This is a genomic window from Streptococcus phocae (assembly GCF_001302265.1).
GTDB lineage: Bacteria > Bacillota > Bacilli > Lactobacillales > Streptococcaceae > Streptococcus > Streptococcus phocae.
In genome coordinates this window covers 51,894-72,966 of sequence record NZ_LHQM01000008.1, presented here as the reverse complement: position 1 = coordinate 72,966, position 21,073 = coordinate 51,894, and the positions used below count along the sequence as shown (strand labels likewise).

The following is a 21,073-nucleotide window of genomic DNA, read 5'->3' as shown; positions in this document are numbered from 1 at the left end:
TTTGAGTGCGTTCGTCTATCTTTTGTTGCTCTTCTTTGATTTTTTCGATTGCCTCAGAGATTTGTTTTTCGAGGTCTTCACGCCACCGTTCTGGGTTGTTTACAACCTCGGGTTCTTCCCACTCGGCACCATTCCAGAAATACATTCTAGTAGTATCACCAACTTTTAGAAATAATATGTCTCCTTTTTTTAAGGTTCCTTTTGGTTCATCTTTGGGCATTTCTGTGCCACCGTAAACAGTATTTTTCCCATCGGCAGATACTAGTGCTTGTGTTGCCACTTCAATTGCAGAAGCAATATCTGCATCTATTTGATTGATTCTACTATTTATAGACAGATTTTCTGCGCTTTGCTTTTTCACCGACCCGATGTCATTACAAGTGACTTCATGTTTAACTAAAGCTCCAGTCGCATCATAGTAACTTGTAAAAGAAACTATCCGAATGCGTTCTTGAAAGCCTAAGGTCTCATTTATCGCCATAATGTAGTCACCAGCAACAGGTCTCTCACATCTATAGCCGGCTCTCGTTAAATCTTCCATATCAATTTTTACTGATATCTTATAAGAATTTTCAACATTGCTTTTTAAAGCTTCTTTTAGATTGTCTGCCACTGTGAATCGTTCATCTGTCAGAGGCGCTCCCTCAAGTCGACCGTACTCCTTGGCAAGAGGGCTTTCGTATTCTACCTCGAGTCTCCCCTTAGAGCGGTCCTCTGAGTCAGCCCACGCCCCAAAACCTTTCTGATAGGTAATAAAGCTATCAATATTTTTTTCAATGGTAAGATCATTCATATTGAAATTTTTTCGTACCACTGTTGACAGATCAGTACCTATATTTTTTAATAGTCGAACAACTTTCCCGCTTACTGAAAACTCAAGTCCTGTCGCTTTAATAATCTCATTGAATAAATCTAACCTGGACTTATAATTAAAAGATTGTTTCCTAAATGCGTTCACACCTGCTTCTAGCTTATAGCGGTACCCGCTACCTTTAAATACTGTCTCTAGATAGGTGTCAATGGTATGAGACCCATCTCCGAGACCCTCATAGATACTACTCTTGCTGAAGTCCCAAAAAAATTGGTGTATGGCATCAAACGAAACTTGTGTTTTCTGGCCAACATCTACGGGCTTTGCGTAAATAACAACGTAATACTCATCTTCAAATCTAAGCCGCCATCCTCTATCAATATTATTGAGAACGTCACTGTTTGTATAAATTTCCCCGCTCACTGAGCGCTCACCATTAACAGCATTAGTATGCCTAATGACACTAATGGCCCCATACTCAATGTCACGATGATCCAAAAAAGTAATCATTAGCCCCTCCTATTTATACAACTCTACAAAATTTAAAATCCTAATCGTGCCAAGAAAATCCGTTTTGTAAGTAATTCTCTTGTTAGGATTAGGATTGAAAATAAAATACTCATAGTTCGTTTTAGCATTGACGTAATTTCCATTTAGTGTGGTAGCTATACCTGTCAAAAGTAATTTATCACTATTTTGTAGCTGGCCATTCTGCTTAAACTCAAAACGCCTACCATCAATTTCAATATAAAAATTAGTCTGACCTCCAGAAGGGGTAAGCTCTATAATAAAAGGCCACTCTAGCTGACTTGCTTTAGCGGTTCCTGCATAGGCAAAACTGCCCCCTGATAAAGTTATGTCCTTTGGTTTTGTCTCGCCGAAAGGTAATTCAGCAGTTCTTAGCGTGAAGGAGAGATTATATTTTAGTCCTTGACTGGTTTTTCCTATAAATTCATAGGTGATAATGTCGTCTAAAATGACCTTAAATCTATATTTCCAAGGTTTATGAGGAGAGCCAATAAGTTGCAGGTCTCCTGTGCTTTGCCCTGGAAGCTCAAAGTTAAATAGCTCCGTGTTTTCAGGGTACATCTTAGTCACATAGAAAGGTTCGTCAACAACAAGCAGAGCGTTTAGTTCGTCCTGTTTGTTCAAAAGTCCTTCTACATTACCTACCGTCACTCTCCCTTTGACCTTAAGCGTTTTAGTCGTAAAAGTAGCCCCATCATAGATGTAACCACTCCTCCCTTTGACTGTTCGGTGTGATACAGATAGTAGAGGAGTACTATCTTCAATAGCAATATTATAAATACCAAAGTCAGACAATTGTGTTGCCTGACTCTCTTTTTCTATTAGTAAATCCAAGATACTCCCTTCTAGCTAAAAAACAAAATAAGAATCTTTAGATTGCTCTCTTGATTCTTTTTCTTTAACAGCCGTGTAAATTTTATCTCCAACAATCTCATTATGCACTTCAAAAATAGGCTCTGACAATTGAGACTGCCTAACCTCTTCGCTGAGATTATCAAGAGAGGTATTGATTCCACTATTATTAACTTTGGCGGACGTTGAAACAGTGCTGTTTACTCCCCAGTTTTGATCGGTAACCGCTGTCGCGTATGCTTTTCCTAGACTATTGATCTCACCTATCCACTCTGCCATACCAAGGGCAAACCCCTCTCCAGTAAATGCACCTAATGTTTTAGTAACACGAGATGGTGAGTGAATATCTAGGGCACGTCTAATTGTTGCTGCTACATTAGCAGCAATGCTGTTAGCTATTGCGTAGATTGTTCCTGCGCTACTAGCTAGACCATTAGCAAAACCCTGACCTGCATAAGCTCCTGCAGAAGACATCTGCCCTGCCAAAGCCCTGAATATTGAGAGGATTTTCTGACAAGCATTATTAGACACCGAGGTTGCACGAGACATCCCAGAAGCCACTGAACTTACAAGGTTTGCCATAGATCGCTTTGCAGTACTGTTAATGCTACTAAATCCTGTTTTAACCACATTGGTTATTCCATTCATTGAGGTTGTTGCTGAAGTTTTTGCCTTATTGAAACCAGACTCGACTGCAGAGGACAACCTATTAGCGCTTGAAGTTGCAGAGGTTGCTGCAGAAGACATTTCGCTTGTCACGCTATTAGACAGACCAGATGCAGCTTTAGTTGAGTTTGACTGCATTGATGCCAGACTGTTGCTCACTCCTGAGCTCATAGCTTGCGCCTGAGAAGTTGCACTTGTGCTAGCAGCTCCCATGTTAGCGCCAACACCACTAGCTAAGCTGAGTGTATGATTAATGGCGTCTAGATTCATTGAAGAAGTCGCACCATTAACCCCTGAAGCCATTTCTTGAGCCCGAGTAGTAGCGTTGATATTAGCGACAGACATATTATCACTAATGCCACTCGCAAGAGACATTGAATCATTCAACGCCTGAAGACTCATCGCTCCTGTCTGAGCATTGACATTATTAGCCATCTGTGTGGCGTTTGATGTAGCACTTATATTAGCAAGCTCTGTGTTTTGGCTAATGCTATTAAGCATAGATGTCGTATCTGTACCGGCTTGATTAGCCATAGCTGTCGTTTGCGCCCCAACACTCATGGCCATGGTCGTGGCGTCCGCAGAAACTTTAGCTGTACTTGCGGAACTCTTACCTGTGATTTGATCCCACATCGAACTGAATCCGCCCTTAATACCTTCCCAAACTCCTGAAAGAGCGTTTGGAATAGCCTCTAACATGGCTTTACCGAGTCCCATAATCAATTGAATACCCGCAGAAATAATCTGTGGAAGTCCCTTTATCAAGGCTACGGCTAGTTGCACAACAAGCTGAATGCCTGCTGCGATAATCTGAGGCAGAGCTTGCGTCAGTCCAGAAACTAAAGACTGTATAATCTGTACAGCAGATTGTACAATCTGGGGTAGATTTTGAATAATCCCCTGCACAAGGCTAATAATGATTTGAATGCCAGCTTGAAGTAACTGCGGTAAAAACTGTACAATTCCAGATACAAAACTTGTAATGACTTGAGTAGCTATCTGCAGAACAGTTGGCAACATTTGAATAATTCCCTGTACAAGATTTACCAAAATAGCTATACCGTTGCTAATAATACTAGGAAGGTTAGCCTGTAAACTGTTCCCAAAACTATCAATGATTTGCTGTGCTTGCTGGATAATAAGAGGTATATTTTGAACTATGCCGTTGACAACATTTAATAATAGCTCCATTCCAACAGAAATAAGCTGCGGCAATGCACTCGCAATTGAGCTAACAAAACTACCAATGATTTTTATTGCCGAACTAATTAAACTTGTTGCATTTTGTCCAATACCTTGGACGAGACTGGTAATTAGCTGAACACCGGCTTGAATTATAACTGGTAATAATACTGTGATAGCATTTGCAAATTTAGCAATTAATTGAGTACCACTATCTATCAAAGCTGGTATTTTAGAGGTAATGCCTTTTACAAGGCCTTGAATAATGCCAGGACCTTTTGTTACAGCGGCGTTAAGTAGCTGGTCGATTTGTGCGCCAAACTGACTATTAATCAAACCAAGTCCCGCCACCACAAGACCTAAAATAGCGGCTGGTCCTATGGCCGCCAGTGCTAAACTCGCAAGACTGGATATGGCACTTGTCATAGTCCCAAGCACAGATAGCCCACGCCCTGCTGCGGTAGCAAAAACGCCAGGCAATCCGCTTAAAGTAGCCGCAAAGGCACCAACAACACCGCTGGCGCTGGCCATCCCACTAGAAATTATGCCGCCAAACGCCCCGACAGAGGCCCCTAAGTTTCCTAAAGCTAGGCCAACTTTCCCAAATAAAGAAAGCAAAGGCATCATCGTTGCTATGGCGCTAGCAGGGTTCATCACTGCCCAAAGGGCAATGGCTTTAGGGGCTAAAGAAGCGATTTTTGCTTTTAGATTATCGAAAGCCTGTCCTGATAATTCACCAGTATGTGCAAAATCTCCAAGAACAGTATTAATAAGAGCAAACAGCTCTTTAACGCTGGCGCCTAATGGGCTAAAATCAATATTGATAGACTGTTTTAACCTAGCGAATGCTGCAACTGCATTTGGAATAAGGGAATTAATCGTATCAAAAACACTGGTTATTGCAGGCTTCAGACTAAGAAGTGTTTCAGCAATGGTCTTCATGCCATTAGCTTTAGCCGCTTCATCAAAGGCTGAAATCATACCTGCTACGCCTTTTACGACGGCGGTATGTACATTCTTCCATGCAGTTCGGATTCCACCAGCCGATGATTGGGCCATCTCTGCAAATCCGCCTTGTGCATCGTTAAGCTCAATCATTTTATCTGCGAACTCTTGTGCAGTTATTTTGCCATCAGATAAGGCTAATTTTAAATCTTGTACGCCATTTTTACCAAAGCCGAAAGCCTCCGCCATTTTAGACATTAAACCTGGCGCAGCTTCCGACACAGAGTTAAACTCTTCAGCTTGAATTTTCCCAGACCCCAAAGACTGGTTAAACTGCCTAAGTGCTTGCTCAGCCCCTTCAGTTGTTGCCCCGTAACCAATCATTGCGTTATTGAAGGCCAGGGCTAAACTAGTTCCTTTATCTAAGCTTCCTGTAGTTATGGCAAGCTGCTGAGCACTTTTCACAGCGCTGTCTAGAGGTGTTGGCAGACCTTCAATTCCTTTTGAAAGTTTATCGATTGACGCTTTAGACTGCTCCGCAGAGTAACCAAACAGCGCCATCGTTTTCGGAAATCGGTTCATGGTATCAACACGACTAACCGCTCCGTCTATTGCCCCAGTAATAGCATGCATAGCTTTTTGAGCGACGGCCATTAAACTGAAGGCTTGCACGATGCTCATCACTGTACTTCTGAGTCTCTCTCCAGCAGAGGAGGTGTTGGCGAATTTCTGACTAATGCCATTCAAGGAAGTAGCCGCAGAACTAGACATTCTGCTAAAACCATTGCTAAGACCTGTACTTAACTTAGTCGCTAAATTAGTAACCGCTGAAGTGATTCTACCCCCAAAACTACTACTGATTTTATCTGCAACAGTACTCGCTTTAGAACTAACAGAGTTGAAAGCTGCTGAGACGGCACTTGTTATCTTAGACGAAAAGCTAACTACTGCACTTGTTGCACTTGTGAATGCGGATTTTATGGGTTGAGGGATGGCGCTAGATAACTTCTGTACGTTATTTTGGATAATTGAAAAAGTTTTGCTGAACCCATTTTTTATAGGATCAGGAATTTTTTCGCCGATAGAAGCCGCTATACGTTGAATTTCACCAATGCTAAGCTTTAAACCAGTAGCATAGGCGGAGCCAAGCCGCTTTCCGAGCGATTCGCCGTTGTTCGCTAGTTGGGCCATGATTTGCCCAATGATTTGAACCATTTTATTACTACTGTTAACCGCTGTATCTTGGGCTTTTCTGAAAGCATTCTGAGTCGTACTAACAATACGAGCCATGGCCTGCTCATAGTCCTTTGTGTTGGCACCAACATCAGCGAAAATAGAACCATCAAATGTTCCTGGCATCTACTCCTCCTTATCTATCTATTTTGAAAATGATTATTAAGCATTTGTATTCTCTCAACAATACTGCTATCGCTATCGGCTTGGCTATGGCTTGCTTTTTGATACGATTTTTTGATAGTTAGCCTATGCTTATCGTATTTGAGCTTACCTACATCAACCTTTTTAGCATTTAATGTATATCTAAGTTTTAGAGACAATTCAGAGAGGTTCTCGCGCTCAGCGACCTGCTTATACTCAAGTCCCTCCATGATAGCCTCTAGCTCCCACTTAGTGCATTTGTAGATAGTATCAATGTCTGTGAGTCCTAGCCGTGCGCAATTTACTAAGATACTGCGTTGCTCATCCTTCCAATCATGTCTTCGATAATTTGGATTTGAGTTGCGTCCGTATCGTCCTTCGCTTTGAGATAACGAACTGATTTCTCCATGTTTTCGATATATTTCAAAATCTTCGCTCTGAAAAAACCAGAATCAACCATTTCTTTTTCAATCTCAGCAAACAACCCTTCTGTTGTTCCTTCTTCATCAACAGCTTCCGCAATTGCATCTAAAATTTCATCTTCAGTTAGCGCTTTTTTCCCACTGCCTGCAGATAAACGTACAAGATCAACTATGGCGCTTTCGTTACGCTCTAAGATATTGAAAAACAAAGCACCAACACCATCTGCATTGCGCTCTCCTGTTTCTGGGTTAATTGTTCCTAGTTTATTATTGATTTTAAACATAGTTTTAAAATCAAATTTAATATCGATATTTCGTTTTGCTGCTGTAAATTCCATTATTTTGTCTCCTTTTTAAATCAAAATGGGGTATCAGTCGCCACCCCTGTGTACTATTTAGTGATATTATCGTAGTCGCCAGTAGTATCACCCGGATTTTGATAGCCGTATACATTTTCTAGCATTTCAATTTCTTCTTTCGTGAGAGGGAATTTACCATCTTGTAAGGCCCCTACAATGTTAGCGGTGTAAGACATTTCCACTAAGTCTGAAATACCAGTCCCACGTTCGATTTCGTCAATCTTGGCATACCCAAACTTAGCAGGGTAAACATCTTTTTTGGGTCCAGTCGATTCAGGAATTTGAATCTGTTCTTTGACACTTTCGTCGGCAATAACTTCCCAAATTTTGATAGATTTGCCTGTTTTCTTAGCTTCCTCGATGACAGCAACAGATGGATCTGTCGGTACAAAGTACGTTGTCAAATCAATAGAGTGTTCATCTGTAGCCTTCTCAATAACTCGGCCTTGTTGGGTTTGCTCATCAATGTATTCGCCGCCCATAGTTGTAGTACCGTCGGTACGATAGGCTGGCAACAGAGCCTGACTTTTCTTTGGCGCATCAACTGATTGTATAAAGTAAAAAATCTTTTTTCCTACAATCGGCTTACCTGTTGTAATTTCAATAGTTGTTCCTTTTTTTGTGTTTGCCATTTAGGTCTCCTTTAAAATAGTGTTTCTGTAATGTTGATAGCAACTCTATAGACTTCTCGTCCTATTGAATTATCTACCAAAATCTGAGCCTTTATTTGGTTATTCCGCCCAAGCAGTCTAAGCATGCGAGATTTTATCTCTTCTGCATCCAAACGACTATCGCCTGGTAAGAAGGCATCTATATTCAGACTAAAATCATCAATAACTGCCCCAGTTTGGGCTGTTTTTGACAAGTCTGATATATTTGTACCTACAACAATAAAAGGCTCTAAAACGTCTGATTTAGGCAATTTAAAATAGATTGGTATGTCTAAAACTCCCAATCTATTTTTTACCTTTTTTAAATATAGTGTTTCTGGTGAGTAATCCATGCATCACCTCTTAAACATTTTTTTGAGATTAGCCATTAGCACAGGCCATTCTTTTCTCAGGGCAGGATCTAAAAACGGTTGAGCTTCCATTTTACGAGTACCCAACTCAAGATAAATAGAATATAAAGCAGGAGAAACCACTCTATAGTGTAAGAGTCGTTGTTGCTCATTGTAGATTTGAGCTCTCAGCCATCCAGTATCAACTGGTGCTAGTGTTTTAGCCTGTCTCTCAATCCTAGCAGCTGCTTTGCTAAGTTCTTTATCTACAGCAATTCGTATTGACTTCTGCTTGCGCTCAACGCTGCGTATAAACCTGTCTAGGCCTCTCATTCGATAAATAAGACTCATACATAAATAACCGTGCTATTTTTATGGTGTGTTAGCCCTTTTATCAACCTCGGTCTCCCCTTGTAGATAATCTTGCTAAAACCATCGTAATGACCTTGCAAGTGCAACTTAAAAGCATTTAAATCATATTTACCAAATAGCCCCATCTGTTCAGATTTTGTGAAAGTATTTGCCATGCAGGGGATTTTCCCGCTAGGTTTTTCAACAGTTCTTTTATCTAGAAAATCGTCCTGTTCATCAACATACACTAAGATTACTCTATCTTTATAGATCATTGTGTATCTCCTAAATAAATCTTGCCACCCCTTTACCTGAATATACCTTCCCGATGACGGCGCTTCTAAGCGTTGATTCGTACTCTTTAAGGTAGTTATCCCACTTAAAGGTCTTTCCTTCTTCGCTATCTTCAACGGTTCCTTCTGAATTGATCCTGTTAAACCGTTTAATAGCAACATCACGGACAATAAACGTCAATCTATCAGGAATTTTGGTGATTTCAGTTTCTGAGTATTCATTAAGTTTAGCTAGCACACGCTCTTTACTTTCAGATATAGCAAGGGTGATGAGCTCATCTTGCGCACCATCACCCTTGGAAATACCTATAAAGAGTTTGATATCGTCAATAAGTTGTTTATCGCCCATATAAACAGCCTTTAACCACCAATACCAGGTATAGCAGCTTCGATTGTTGCCTCTACAACCCCTTCAGGAATTTCAGCAAACAGCACATTTGCCCCAAAGAAAACAGATTCATAGGTAAGATTAGAAAGCTGACGATTACGAGCTGCAGCAATTAAACCTGTCTCATCAGTAAAATCAGCAAACAAGCCACCCAAGTCTCCGCCTTTAACATTTAAAGATGCAAAAACTAGATTCTCTACAGCTGTTGAATAGATTTTACCCTCTGGCACAGATGGCATAACAATCACATTTTGCATACCCAAAAAGTTCTTAAGCAGTGTCATCCCAAAAACATTAGAGGCATCGGCCCCCACTTTAGCATCCCCAAGATAGTTGGCTACATCTAAAGGGGAGACGAAAGAAACAAGCGGGGAACCTTCAAACTCATTAAAAGTAGCTAGCTTCGCCCACGATGCAGACAGTGCTTTTTGAAGGCCAGCGCCTTTAACTTTTGTTGGTTTTGTTTTGAGGAATGTAAAGAATGCATCCTTAATTCCATTCTGAAGCTCACGCATAATGCGCTTATCTGCTTCAGTGATAGCACGAGCTGCGCCATGGCGAGCAATTGCCTCAGCTGTAGTTGCACGACGTTTCTTGAACCACTTAACTGTATAATCTTTATCTTTAGTTCGAGTAACCTTAGACAGAGGAATGGTTTCCCCTTCTCCAGGATCAGTTTGATCTAAAGTCACTTCCCACTTATAGGTCTGAATTTTTAGGTCGTTAGTTAATGATTCACGACGAGTAACCCCTAGTAGCTTTAGTAAGTCGTTAATATTTTTGGAAAACTTGTTAACAAAATCAATTGATTTAATGTCTCCCAAGTCCGCCATAGTGTTTAAATTTTTTTCAGCCATAATATTCCTCTCTTAAAATAAGTTACGATTCTCAGCAATTAAACGCATACGTTCGTCGTCATCCTCTATCGCCATGATTTCAGCCTTAGTCATACCGACCGAACCATTTCCAGTTCGTGGTGGTTTCTGAGTTAAACGATCGTTAACACGCTTTTCAACAGCTTTATCAAAAATAGTTTGTAAATTATCAATATTAGTCTTAACCTCTTCTGCAGTAGTGGCTAAAACAATATCAATGAAATCCAATGGTAATCCTTTCTCCACAAGTAGCGAATGCGTCTCAATGCGCATCTCGCGTTCTGCTACTGCTTTTTCACGTTCTGCGATAGCATCTAGACGTTTTTGTTCTTCCTCTTTAGCCCGCTCATCTTTTGACAATTTGGCCAAACGTTCCCCCTCTGAACGAGCTTTTTCAATAGCTTCTGATTGTTCAGATTCCCACTTAGTCCGTTCAGCAGCCATCATTTTTGAGATGTCTGCACGAGTGAAAGTTCGTTCCTGTTCCTGCTTAGGATGTTCAACAGATTCTTTCTGAGTGTCGACTTGCTCATTTGTCTCTGTTGTTACATTTTCTTCTGACATAATTTTCTCCTAGTGGTTACGCCACCAACCGATAATCTAGCTTTACGTCCTGCGACGAAACAGTGTAGCTTTTAGCGTCATCAACAAAGTTTGGACACAATAAAAAGTCGTATCCCTACGACTTATTTTGAAAAGTTGCTAACATAAAAAATGGAAGTAAAATCCACCATCCGCTTCGGGAAATATGGATTAACCAACAAGTCATGGCCAAGACAGCCAAGTTATAAACTAACCAGCAGAAATATTTCATTTCTTCCTCCACTTACGCTTGTAATTTTGCTTAATATAATCAACATCATCACCGATGGACTTGATTGCTGATTGGTTGTCTGACACTACGCTTTTAACAACAGTTAGTTCACTATTTGTAGCTCGGGCATTTATTGACACTATAGCTTGCAATTCAGCGACTTCTTTGGTTAGCAACACAACTGCATCTTCTAGTTTGCGTTTTTTCTTGATTCGTTTACTCATCATTTACTCCTTGATAGTTTTATTATATTAATGTATACTTGAAGTAAGGAAAGACGATGGTCTAACGCCCATGAAGCAGTTTTCTGTGGAGGCGGTGGGTCATCGTCTTTCTTTTTCTACTACAGCCAACACCTCATCTTTGTTTTTAATAATTGATATATTGAGACCCCTGCGACCAATCTTATAAATATGTTCTAACTGCCCCATTATTTCTTCAAAAGATAGTGGGGTTTTTGTGATATCAAAAATAATATTAGGTGCTTGCTTTTTTGCTTTTCGTAGATTACCGTCGATAACGTTTTTACCCAGACCTGTGATTTCTTTTAAGTCAAATGGAACGCCGTCAATTAAATAGTCTGGGGTATTAACATTTTCAGGGAAATTAACTCTTGGTACCATGTCAACTTGCAAACCTGTCTTCTTAGATAACCACGATGCTACTTGATACTCATAGCTAGAATGGTCAAGAACAACGCTATGGCCATCAACTTGGTAAATAGTGCCGTTTTTTGTGTACTTATTCAGTAATGATAATTTTGGTTTATGATTGCTTCCATCTATCCAATCTGAGGTGACCTCCTTAAAATACTTAGTGCTTTTATCATCAATCTGTTCTACTTCAATGTTTAACTCACCTTCATCAGGAATAATAGTTGTTCTGCAGTTGAAATGATAGGGTGCTGCATTAATTCCAGGCTTTAGTTCAGATAATAGCTTTCTTTTGTTTTCTTTAGCAATTTTACGACATATCTCAGTTGTCCTGTCATCAAGCCTAACTAAATCACGATAATACTTAAGTCCTGCATTCAAGTAGCGCCTAGCGGTAGCATTATTAATCACCATAGTGCCATCAGTTCTGATTAGTGTTTCAGCCCTGTGATTAGCAACGTTAAATTGCTTAGCTAAATCTCTGGCTATGACTCTAGGGTGCTCGCCGCGAACAAAACTTTGTTTTAACTTCTTTTGGAGATTGTTAACAAGGTTGTCAGTATTCCCCCATAGCTGTTCTGAGTAGTTATAACCATCAAACGGGGTCCTAACCAGTTCTTCTAAAACTGGACCATTGATTGTCCCTGACCGTCCACCCATTGCTTTTTTATAAGCATATGAGGCAGCCTTTTTAAAATGATTTTCAAATGCCGAATCAAGTACACCTTTTAATATCCCTGCGCGGTAAACAAGCTCAAGATTTAAAGCATCCATCCTTGTAGCTCTTGCTGATACATACTGCTCATTAAGTCGTTTTAGTAGCTCAGGGTCTTTATCAGCTTGTTTGCGATACTTGTTAGCATTAGCTACGTAATCTGATAAATCTTCATGACGTAGCTTTTTAACGACATCCTGATAAGTCATTTTGTTGTCTTCAGAATACTTAGCATAAAAATCAAACAGTTCCTTTTGTAATTCAAAAGCCTGTTCACTATATAACTTTTGTAGTTCTGAAAAAACGTCTAAATCAGCTCTGTCTAAGTAGCTTAATATGTCTTCTTGACGCTTTTGCCAGTAATTAAGGTTTTTCTGCTGTTGGTTCTTCTTGGCCATTAGCATCACCTACCAATCTAGGTTCTGGTAAAGATTGCTTTTCATCAGCTTCTTCTTTCAAACGTTTAAGCTCAGCTTCAGCATCTACTCCTGTGACAGTATTTAAGATTTCAAAGATAGTCTGATCGCTAACAATGCCATAAAGATTTTGTGCAGCTGTAACAATTTCATTATCGTTTTGAGGAAGATTAGGTGTGAAAACTATACTCGTATCATTTACAAGACTATATGTAGTTGCTTCATTCCCTTTGATTGCCCAGATATTAGCTGCTAAACGTAAGCGTCGCATCAGACCTTTTTTAAACAGCCTCTCCTGCTTCTCTCGATAGTTATCAGAAGCCATAAGCTTATACTTCATTGATTCACCAGATTGAACTCCTGAAAATTTCATATCTTGTGTATCTGGCGTAAAAGTAAACCTCAAAATGTCTGCAACTAATCTATTTTTGTAAGCTTCGCTACCTGCGGCATCATACTCTTTCTTTAAGTAGTAAGCATCCGGCTTGGCTCCTTGGGGGTTAGGATTATCATCAAGGATAATAACCTTAGCACGTTTGAACCCGACGGATACACCTAGACGTCCGTTCGGGTTAATAGTGCCGTCTTCAAGAAAGTCATTCTCATCAGCTCCTGTGTACGGATTACCAGAGAGAACTAGGATTGCATCTACAGAATCTTGTTGAAAATTAGCAAGCTCTGATTGAGATAAATCATAGGCATCAATATTATCAAGTACAGACTCATAAGCTCCCGTACGCTCCTCGTTATTAGCATATTCGTTGACCGGTACGCCTTTAAAAAAATGTTCTTCATAGTCTTTTAAGCACATGCCTTTTGTTTCAAGATTATAGTCTTCGTAGATATAAATTTTGTCAGAAGTATATACTTTGATAATCTGCTTGCGTTTACCTGAGCCATAGTCTATGTCGTAGAAATGGACAGCCATCAATGAATTTCGCTGATACGTATCATCATAAATAACAAAAGTTTGCTCAGCTGGAAGTTGGTAGAGTTTTACTTCGGTTTTTTTGTCGTCTATTTCCTCAACAGTTAACAACTCGTAGGCTCTTCCATAAATTGATAAATCTGTTTTTATTTTGACGTTGTGATAGTCCTCGTTGTTTCTGACCGACATAAGGTCAATAGCTACCTGGAGGTCTTTATTTTCATTTTTGTATTCAACGGGAACACCAAGCATATAGCCTTGCTCAAATACTGTAATATACTTAGCAAAATCACTTGCAATACGATTATCCGCTGCGTATTCATCTGTTTTAGCAGGCCTATACTTGATGTTATTATCCCCAAGATAGTATCGCTTTAACTCTTTCAAGCGCTCTAATTGTTCTGCTTTAAACCTTGAAACGTAATTCTTAAGTTGATCTATCCAAAGTTTTGCCTCGTAGTCAATTGCTTCAAAGTCTTCTTGCAGCATGATAAATTGCCTATTAGCATTCTCGTTAAAACGAGTTCCTGCTAAAAATTGTTTTTCTTCCAAAAAAGTCTCACCTCGTTCCTAAAAATAATACTTAGCATTTTTCATGCGCTTACTTCTATCCGCCGATTGATATATCCTATCTTGTACGGCATATCTTATGGCATCAATGCAGTGGTTATAACTGTCAACTGGTTCGTTGATGTACTCGTTTGTTTTTTTATCTTTTTTCCAAGTGTAATTTTCTAGTTCTTCAATAGTCTTGACACACCTATCATCAACAATCCAATCATACTGAAGTAGATACTGAATTCCTTGCATAACGGTTCCAGGCCCTTTAGTAGCATCAATCATTCTAGAAATACCTAAATTTCTAAGTTCTTGGTTTGATTTCTTTTCTGCTGAATCCCCTCTGATTTCTTCTTTGGCATATCCGAGGCCCTTTATAGCATTAGCTATTTTGTCATTAGTCAAATTCTTTCTGACATACTCCTCTAAAATGTATAGCTTTTTGTTTGCGTCATCGATTTTGACATGTAAAAATGCCGAAGGGTCATTAATGAATCCATAGTCCAAACCAAAAAAAGAAGGCAAGTGGGATAGCTTGTCTTTGTTTAATAATTTCTTTTCATATTTTGGAAAGATAAGCTTATCAAGTGTAGCAAACTGGCCAAGAGCATATATTTTGTAATAAGCTTCATTCCTATTGGCTAGCTCCTCAATATTTTCTCTTGTGACATCATCTAAGAAGCGGTTGTCTTTATAAGTTGTTTGATAGACAACTGTATTCTTAGGCGATTTAATGAAGAAAGCTTTATAGACCCAATTAGCTTTAGATATCGGGTTAAACATGAGATAGATTTGCTTCTCTAGATGTTTCCTATCCCTTAAACGCAAAGTCAACTGTGTATAGTCATCAAGTGTAAACTCACTAGCCTCCTCCATGACGACATCAGATATCCCCTTAATTGACTTAATCTTCTCGGGGTTATCCATACCTTTAAAAATGAATTCCGAGCCATTCGGGAGCGTTATTCTAAAAGCCGACATATTTATCTTACATTTATCCAAGATGCCAAAATATGACAAGTTAGACATAATATCAGCAAATACTGAGTCTCTGACAGTTGCACCAACTTTTCGAAGAACCAGAATTTTTCTTGGGTGTTTGAACCTTGAATTAAGAGCTTTTAAGATAATCTTTTGAAATACCCCGTGAGACTTGCCAGATGATGCGCCGCCATAGTGTACCTCTGTGAAGTTATCGTAATTATACAATTTATCGTAGATATGTTTGTTAAAAACTTTGCTAGGATGCTTGATCACGATATTAATTTTAGGGCGCTGTTTAGTCGTCATCCCACTCACCTACGTTAATGGTTACATCTGAACTGACATCCATTTCAACCTTTTCAGTGAATAATCTGTACCGTTTGCCTAACAGCTCTGCAGCCTTGATTCTATCCTTGGCACCAACATCAATATCTACAATTTCTTGACCAAGCTCGCCAATGCTAATGAGCGTCTTTTCTTGTTGATCTCCTCGCATGATTGAAGTGAGATATTGTAGGACTTCTTCTTGAGTTGCAATCTTTTCAGATTCAAGTTTTTCAAGCCGCTCATCTATATAAGCTTTAATGTCAGGTTTGGTCAAGTTTTCTTGACCTATTGACCTTGCTGTCTTTTTACTATACCCTGCTTTAATAGCCGCTGCTGTTGCGTTAGCTGAGATGATGTACTCATCTGCAAAACGCTTTTGTTTTAATGTTAATTTACCTATTTTCCATCACCTCCAAGCATGATAAAAAGGCAAGAGACTATCTGCCTTACCTTTAAACTCATACTATCAATTTATCATCAAAAAGATGACAATTCCATACATTTTTGTGTCACATTCCTATTTTTTTGGAAAATATTTCTAAAATCCGCTCTCTTTTGCGGTAAATAGACTTACGCGACAGATGTCTTGTGTAGGCAATCTCTTCCCAAGTGTTGCTTGAGCCAACGCCCCACCTAAGATTAAAAATATCAGTTAGCTCTTCATCCAAAAGATTTAGCGTTGCAATAACCGCCTCTTTGAAATTGGATAGACCCTTTAGTTCTCTATCTGAATCCCACCTTGAGACCACATCCTCAGTAACTTTTGAAACAAAATTTGATCTTCCGCCACCAATATTTTTATCTACTTCAGTATTCATATCAGTTTGTAGCTCGAGTTTTCGAAGTGCAATCTTGTTATCAATAAAACGATAATCAAACAGCCACTCATCAAAAGCCTTTAACTGTGCGTTAGATAACCTGTTCATTCCGTTACCTCTTTATGAATAATTACGTGAGAAATACTATGCTTGGGTATAATAACTGTGTTGTTTTTTCCATCTAGAGCAATGACATCGTTATTTTCTATTGCACCAATTACTTCATCGACATCAATTTCATCAGCATAATTAAAAATGCTCTTAGTAGGACCTTTTTTTAAAAAAACTTCAATCTTCATTTTTTCCACTCCCTAGTATATTTTTCTTTAACTGTTGCTTCGCAAGAATTCCAAAACTTCAACATGTCCGCTTTTCGCGTAAAGGTTTTCTATTCAAAATTCTTTTCTCTACCTGTGTAGATTCTAACGACATATTCTTTTTTCATCTAGACTCCTAACTGCGCCTTGACTGCTTCAAGCAGTGCATTTTGTTTTTTTCTTTGCCTTGTAAAAGCCTAAGTACTTTTTCATCAACTGTATTTTCTGCAATAATGTGGTGCACAATAACGGGTTCTGTCTGCCCTTGTCTATCTAATCTGGCATTAGCTTGTTGATAATATTCAAGACTCCATGTTAGCCCAAACCAAACAATAATATGCCCGCCTTTTTGCAGATTAAGCCCATGTCCGGCTGACTGTGGGTGACACAGAAGAATTGGTATTTTTCCGGAATTCCACTTGTCAACTGACGTCAACTCTTCAGCCTGAGGGAATCGTTTCTTAAGTCTTTCAAGATCATGTTGATACTGGAAAAAAACTAAGATTGGCTGGCCTTGGCTTTCTTCAACGACATTCTCAAGCGCGTCAAGTTTGTCGTCGTGTATAGCAACTGTTGTTTTATCATCATCATAGATAGCGCCATTAGCCATTTGAAGTAATTTATTGGCCAAAACCGCAGAGTTGGCCGCAGATATTTCCTTATCCCTAAACTCCAGAACCAAATCAGCTTCAAGTTGTTTGTAGGCTTTCATATCAGACAACTTAACCGATACAACGTTGTTGATTCGTGGTGGTATCTTGAGATAGTCTTTAGCTTTCATGCTGATACAGATATCCTCAATCTTGTTATAGATTTCTGCTTCTGCACCATCCCTAAGTGCCCAGCTGTAAATGATTGGACCATTACGCTTATCAGGAACAAAATACTTGTCTTTAAATCGAGTCTGGCTCGTCTCAAGTCTATCGCCTCTGTCCATCAGATAGATCTGCGGCCACAAATCAATCAAACTGTTAGGCGCTGGGGTTCCTGTTAGTCCTACAAGGCGTTGGACTTTCGGTCTAACTTTTCGCAAAGCCCTAAACCGTTTTGACTTACTAGACTTAAAGCTTGACAGCTCATCAATAACCACAAAGGTAAACGGCCATTTAGTCTTGTAGTATTCAACAAGCCAGGTAACATTCTCACGATTAATCAAATAGATATCGGCTTCTGTTTCTAAGGCTTCAATTCGTTTTCCCTCACTCCCCAAAACTTTAGAGTAGGTGAAATCAAAATGCCATTTCTCAATCTCCGTTGACCACGTTTCTTCCGCCACTTTTTTAGGGGCTATGATTAAAATCTTATGATCCTCGGAAAAAATATTTTGAATCTCATCTATCGCTGATAGTGTTGTCAGCGTTTTACCAAGGCCCATGTCAAGTAAAAGCCCACAATAGGGGTGCTCTACTATCCATGTCTTAGCGTATTCTTGGTATTCGTGCAGTCTCACACCCAATTCTCCATTTCTCGTAAAGCTTGATCAACTGATTCGTAGGAGTCAACAACCCAAACATGTTGACCGGCCTCTTTTATTTTTTTGTGCATTGCAACTTGGCTGGGTCTTGGTTTTTTACCTGGAGCTTTGACCTCTACAAAAAAAGTTCCCGTATTCATGACAACAATTCTATCAGGCACTCCTATCGCCCCCGGACTGGTGAATTTTAAACACAGCCCTTTTGTTTTCTTTTTCAAATAATTTTCAATGTCTTTTTCAGTCCTCATCTTTCCTCCTTTAGTCAATAAAGGTCAGGGTTACCGTTTTTTTCAACTTACTTTCTCTTTTTTATATATGTGTTTTATATATGCCTTATTTTATATATATTTATTTTTTATATTTATATTTAAGTTAATAGAAGAAAAGTGGTAGATTGGTAACCATAGGGGCTAAGATATTGCTATGAAAGGCTTCTTAGGGCTACCAAAAAGCTACCAGGGCTACTTTTCGAACCCATTTCTAAGGGTCGAGTTACTAAGTTACCGATTTTTCCAATTTAGTTTTGGTTTTTTTAAAATTATTTTTAAATTTTTTATTTTTAAAGTTTGAAAAACCGGTAACTTGGTAACTTTTTTCTAGGGTTACCAAACTCTAATCCCAAAAAAGTAACCCCTAAAGCTCACTTTTTAACTTAAAACCGACCCAATTTTTGGCTTGCTTTCCACCTGATTTAACGTTTTTATTTTCATAATTTAGCTCTCTTAGCCGGTGGTTAAATGCATTTTTTGCCAAAGGTTTGTAGCCTGAATCCTGACAATAGAACCTATAGGCTGGATAGACGTCCCTAACAGGAACCTTGAAGTCTTCACCAAGTTCACACTCGTCTTCAAGGAACATAGCCACGACATCGTTGCCTTTTTCCCATTTCTCGACACTTGACCTCATGCTGGCACTAATACTGAAATCTCTCTTACTTAAGGCCTTTCTAAGCCCCTCCATCGCTCTGTTAAAGATACCGGGCACCTCACTCATAATCTTATCTAGTGGGTATTTTACCTTAACCTCCTGCGTTAAAACCTTGTTCATCTCGAGGATCATCATACGGCGCTTAAGTCCCCCGCTGAAATCTCGCATAGGTGGGAGCTCATTCATGGCAAAAGACAGCTTAGCATAATTGTAAAAGTTAATCGGCTCTTTATTCTTACGGTCTGCGTGAATAGTATCTTCTCCCGTCAACATTTTAAGCGTTGCACCATCTGCTAAGTATTGAGGTTTAGCATCGGTGTCGAAGTTGGCGGTCTTGCGATATAAGCCGATTTTTGCAAAGCGTTCTTGCATCAGGTACTGCAGTGTCACGGCTGAATAATTATCAGCACCTATCATTTCACGTAAAATATTAATCAGTGTTGATTTACCCGTACCGCCGCTGCCGTAGATGAATAGCATTTTTTGAATAGCATATTCACGATAAAAGTTATAGCCGAACCACTCAAAGATGAAATCTATATTTTCAGCTCCGACGGTCTCCTTAAGAAAACCCTCAAAAGTTTCACAGGTTGCCTCGGGATCATAGGTAACGGGATGGCTTGACCTTGCATGCAATTCTGGATCAAACTTAGTCTTAAAACTGTTATCCCTCAGGTCATAGACTCCGTTCGCTAACACTATCTTATTAAGATCACTCTCGGTAAACACTTCGCTTGAGAAAGCCTGTGCTTTAATCGCTACAACGGTTTCGCTAATGTGCCTAATCTTAGTGATTTTACCGAGTTTCTTAGTTGAGATATAGCTCTTCAGATACTCCTCTGCGTTTGGTAGCCAGATGCCTTTTTTAGCGTCATAGCGTAGAAATTCTAAACCATCCCAATAAATCGGAACCTCCTTAATAATCTGTGTTGCTAGCAAATAGCTATTGACCTCAGGTTCGCCCCTCTCGTCAATCTTAAGCCAACTTCTGTCATCTTCGACTGGTAACTCTTCGTCGAAATCGCCTAAAGCCTCAGCCATTAAATAGTCTTTAATTTCGGGTAAGTCAGAGACAAAAGCATTCATCGCTTTACTTGATGGCAGCTTATTAGTAGGGGTATTATCTTTAGCATCGCTATCTTGCTCTCCAAATTTATGGATACGAACAAGGTCGTATGCATTTACAAGCGTATCCCCCACGGGATCTGTCCCGTGATGGCTATAAGCGAAGACATCATCATAGATGACTAAGCCATTTGCGGTTGAGCCCTCAGTGTATGTGTACCTATCAGGGGTTGTTCCTTCTTCATAAACCTCAGGTAAGAACGTTGCAATGGCTTGCCTAATGTCATAGTTACGACAAAAGGCTCCAATAAGCCCTTTTTTACTAAGCGGGTCACCTTGTTTTTTAGCTTCACGCTGTCTTTTAACAGCGTGCGTCGGACTTTCTGGCCAGAAGCTTGAGCCATGCCAGTCCGGGTAGGTATCAAGCACCTCATCAACGCTTAAAAAGGCCTCGTCGTTATATTTAAATATAAAATCAGCGTCCCTTGAGTGGCTCGGCCAGAACATCAAGCGTACACTTTGATAAGTCGTGTCATCAAAGTTTGACATGCCTAGTTGATTAGCCAAATATCTAGCGACTGGCTCATACTCATCAGGCATCATTAAACGGTCTGTAGGAATAATAAGGCGGTACTTAGCAGCTTTTTTTGAATGGCTGTGGGTACTGTAGAGTACGTAGGCATAATCCGCAAGCAGGTCTAGTCTATCTAGGAAATCTTTACTTGGACTATCTGCGTCAAGCGCAACCAAGGACCTACTTTGAACGTTTTCATTTTTCCGTTTACCTTGCTTTAGCCACCCACCGACAAAGCCCCCTACGTCTTTTGCTTGCCCTTTTTCCGCCCGAGACATCTTCTGGTACTCCGCAAACGTTTCTTGGGTGACTGTAGGTTTCTCTAACCTCTCAATAAGCTCCTGCCAAGTTAACGTGATGTTTTTCCACGTCTTAGCTGTTCGTGAACTACCTGTTGCGATATGAAGCTCTTGCAGGGGAGAATACTTTACTGTTAGTTTTTCTTGCTTCATCT

21 protein-coding genes and 1 pseudogene are annotated in these 21,073 nt (G+C 39.7%); all 22 read right to left on the bottom strand.

The window, feature by feature from the left end; translation table 11 throughout:
- Positions 1–1,321, bottom strand: a 1,321-nt coding sequence (locus AKK44_RS02595) for a phage tail protein (RefSeq protein ID WP_054278392.1), incomplete at its 3' end; no start/stop codon positions are given.
- A gap of 9 nt (positions 1,322–1,330) precedes the next feature.
- Positions 1,331–2,173 carry a phage tail family protein gene (locus AKK44_RS02590; protein WP_054278391.1) on the bottom strand — a complete coding sequence of 281 codons (843 nt, stop codon included), beginning with the start codon at positions 2,171–2,173 and terminating at the stop codon, positions 1,331–1,333.
- A 15-nt stretch (positions 2,174–2,188) separates the two neighbouring features.
- Positions 2,189–6,343 (bottom strand): tape measure protein, encoded by a 4,155-nt coding sequence (locus AKK44_RS02585; RefSeq protein ID WP_054278390.1) that lies wholly within the window; start codon positions 6,341–6,343, stop codon positions 2,189–2,191.
- Positions 6,344–6,357: 14 nt separating this feature from the next.
- Positions 6,358–6,591: a hypothetical protein gene (locus AKK44_RS02580; RefSeq protein ID WP_054278389.1), complete on the bottom strand. Its 234-nt coding sequence runs from the start codon at positions 6,589–6,591 to the stop codon at positions 6,358–6,360.
- Positions 6,592–6,665: 74 nt separating this feature from the next.
- Positions 6,666–7,121, bottom strand: coding sequence for a tail assembly chaperone (locus tag AKK44_RS02575; protein WP_054278388.1), 456 nt, complete (start codon positions 7,119–7,121; stop codon positions 6,666–6,668).
- A 53-nt stretch (positions 7,122–7,174) separates the two neighbouring features.
- Positions 7,175–7,774: a phage major tail protein, TP901-1 family gene (locus AKK44_RS02570; RefSeq protein ID WP_011054869.1), complete on the bottom strand. Its 600-nt coding sequence runs from the start codon at positions 7,772–7,774 to the stop codon at positions 7,175–7,177.
- A gap of 11 nt (positions 7,775–7,785) precedes the next feature.
- A complete protein-coding gene (locus AKK44_RS02565; RefSeq protein WP_050317073.1) occupies positions 7,786–8,145 on the bottom strand; it encodes a hypothetical protein in 360 nt (119 codons plus the stop codon).
- A gap of 3 nt (positions 8,146–8,148) precedes the next feature.
- Entirely contained in the window at positions 8,149–8,493 is a 345-nt protein-coding gene (locus tag AKK44_RS02560; RefSeq protein WP_054278387.1) for an HK97-gp10 family putative phage morphogenesis protein, read from the bottom strand.
- Positions 8,490–8,768: a hypothetical protein gene (locus AKK44_RS02555; RefSeq protein WP_054278386.1), complete on the bottom strand. Its 279-nt coding sequence runs from the start codon at positions 8,766–8,768 to the stop codon at positions 8,490–8,492. The genes AKK44_RS02560 and AKK44_RS02555 overlap by 4 nt, the downstream gene beginning before the upstream one ends.
- Positions 8,769–8,778: 10 nt before the next feature.
- Positions 8,779–9,135, bottom strand: a complete 357-nt coding sequence (locus tag AKK44_RS02550) for a phage head-tail connector protein (RefSeq protein WP_054278385.1) — start codon at positions 9,133–9,135, stop codon at positions 8,779–8,781.
- A gap of 11 nt (positions 9,136–9,146) precedes the next feature.
- Positions 9,147–10,031 (bottom strand): phage major capsid protein, encoded by an 885-nt coding sequence (locus tag AKK44_RS02545; protein WP_054278384.1) that lies wholly within the window; start codon positions 10,029–10,031, stop codon positions 9,147–9,149.
- Positions 10,032–10,043: 12 nt separating this feature from the next.
- The gene (locus AKK44_RS02540) at positions 10,044–10,613 is read right to left on the bottom strand and encodes a DUF4355 domain-containing protein (protein WP_054278383.1); all 570 of its coding nucleotides are present in this window, start codon (positions 10,611–10,613) and stop codon (positions 10,044–10,046) included.
- A gap of 246 nt (positions 10,614–10,859) precedes the next feature.
- Positions 10,860–11,087: a hypothetical protein gene (locus AKK44_RS02535; protein ID WP_054278382.1), complete on the bottom strand. Its 228-nt coding sequence runs from the start codon at positions 11,085–11,087 to the stop codon at positions 10,860–10,862.
- A 99-nt stretch (positions 11,088–11,186) separates the two neighbouring features.
- The gene (locus tag AKK44_RS02530; RefSeq protein WP_054278381.1) at positions 11,187–12,635 is read right to left on the bottom strand and encodes a CdiA C-terminal domain-containing protein; all 1,449 of its coding nucleotides are present in this window, start codon (positions 12,633–12,635) and stop codon (positions 11,187–11,189) included.
- Complete coding sequence (locus AKK44_RS02525; RefSeq protein WP_054278380.1) at positions 12,595–14,127, bottom strand: phage portal protein; 1,533 nt, start codon at positions 14,125–14,127, stop codon at positions 12,595–12,597. The genes AKK44_RS02530 and AKK44_RS02525 overlap by 41 nt, the downstream gene beginning before the upstream one ends.
- A gap of 18 nt (positions 14,128–14,145) precedes the next feature.
- Positions 14,146–15,423 (bottom strand): PBSX family phage terminase large subunit, encoded by a 1,278-nt coding sequence (locus AKK44_RS02520; protein WP_054278379.1) that lies wholly within the window; start codon positions 15,421–15,423, stop codon positions 14,146–14,148.
- Complete coding sequence (locus tag AKK44_RS02515; protein ID WP_054278378.1) at positions 15,413–15,844, bottom strand: terminase small subunit; 432 nt, start codon at positions 15,842–15,844, stop codon at positions 15,413–15,415. The genes AKK44_RS02520 and AKK44_RS02515 overlap by 11 nt, the downstream gene beginning before the upstream one ends.
- Before the next feature lie 109 nt (positions 15,845–15,953).
- Positions 15,954–16,370 carry a DUF722 domain-containing protein gene (locus AKK44_RS02510; protein WP_054278377.1) on the bottom strand — a complete coding sequence of 139 codons (417 nt, stop codon included), beginning with the start codon at positions 16,368–16,370 and terminating at the stop codon, positions 15,954–15,956.
- A complete protein-coding gene (locus tag AKK44_RS02505) occupies positions 16,367–16,561 on the bottom strand; it encodes a hypothetical protein (RefSeq protein ID WP_054278376.1) in 195 nt (64 codons plus the stop codon). Before AKK44_RS02505 ends, AKK44_RS02510 begins: the two co-directional genes overlap by 4 nt.
- A 146-nt stretch (positions 16,562–16,707) precedes the next feature.
- Positions 16,708–18,029 (bottom strand): annotated as a pseudogene (locus AKK44_RS02500) (SNF2-related protein).
- Complete coding sequence (locus AKK44_RS02495) at positions 18,026–18,301, bottom strand: VRR-NUC domain-containing protein (RefSeq protein ID WP_054278375.1); 276 nt, start codon at positions 18,299–18,301, stop codon at positions 18,026–18,028. The pseudogene AKK44_RS02500 and the gene AKK44_RS02495 overlap by 4 nt, the downstream one beginning before the upstream one ends.
- A 385-nt stretch (positions 18,302–18,686) precedes the next feature.
- Positions 18,687–21,071 carry a phage/plasmid primase, P4 family gene (locus AKK44_RS02490; RefSeq protein WP_054278374.1) on the bottom strand — a complete coding sequence of 795 codons (2,385 nt, stop codon included), beginning with the start codon at positions 21,069–21,071 and terminating at the stop codon, positions 18,687–18,689.
- Positions 21,072–21,073 lie beyond the last annotated feature (2 nt).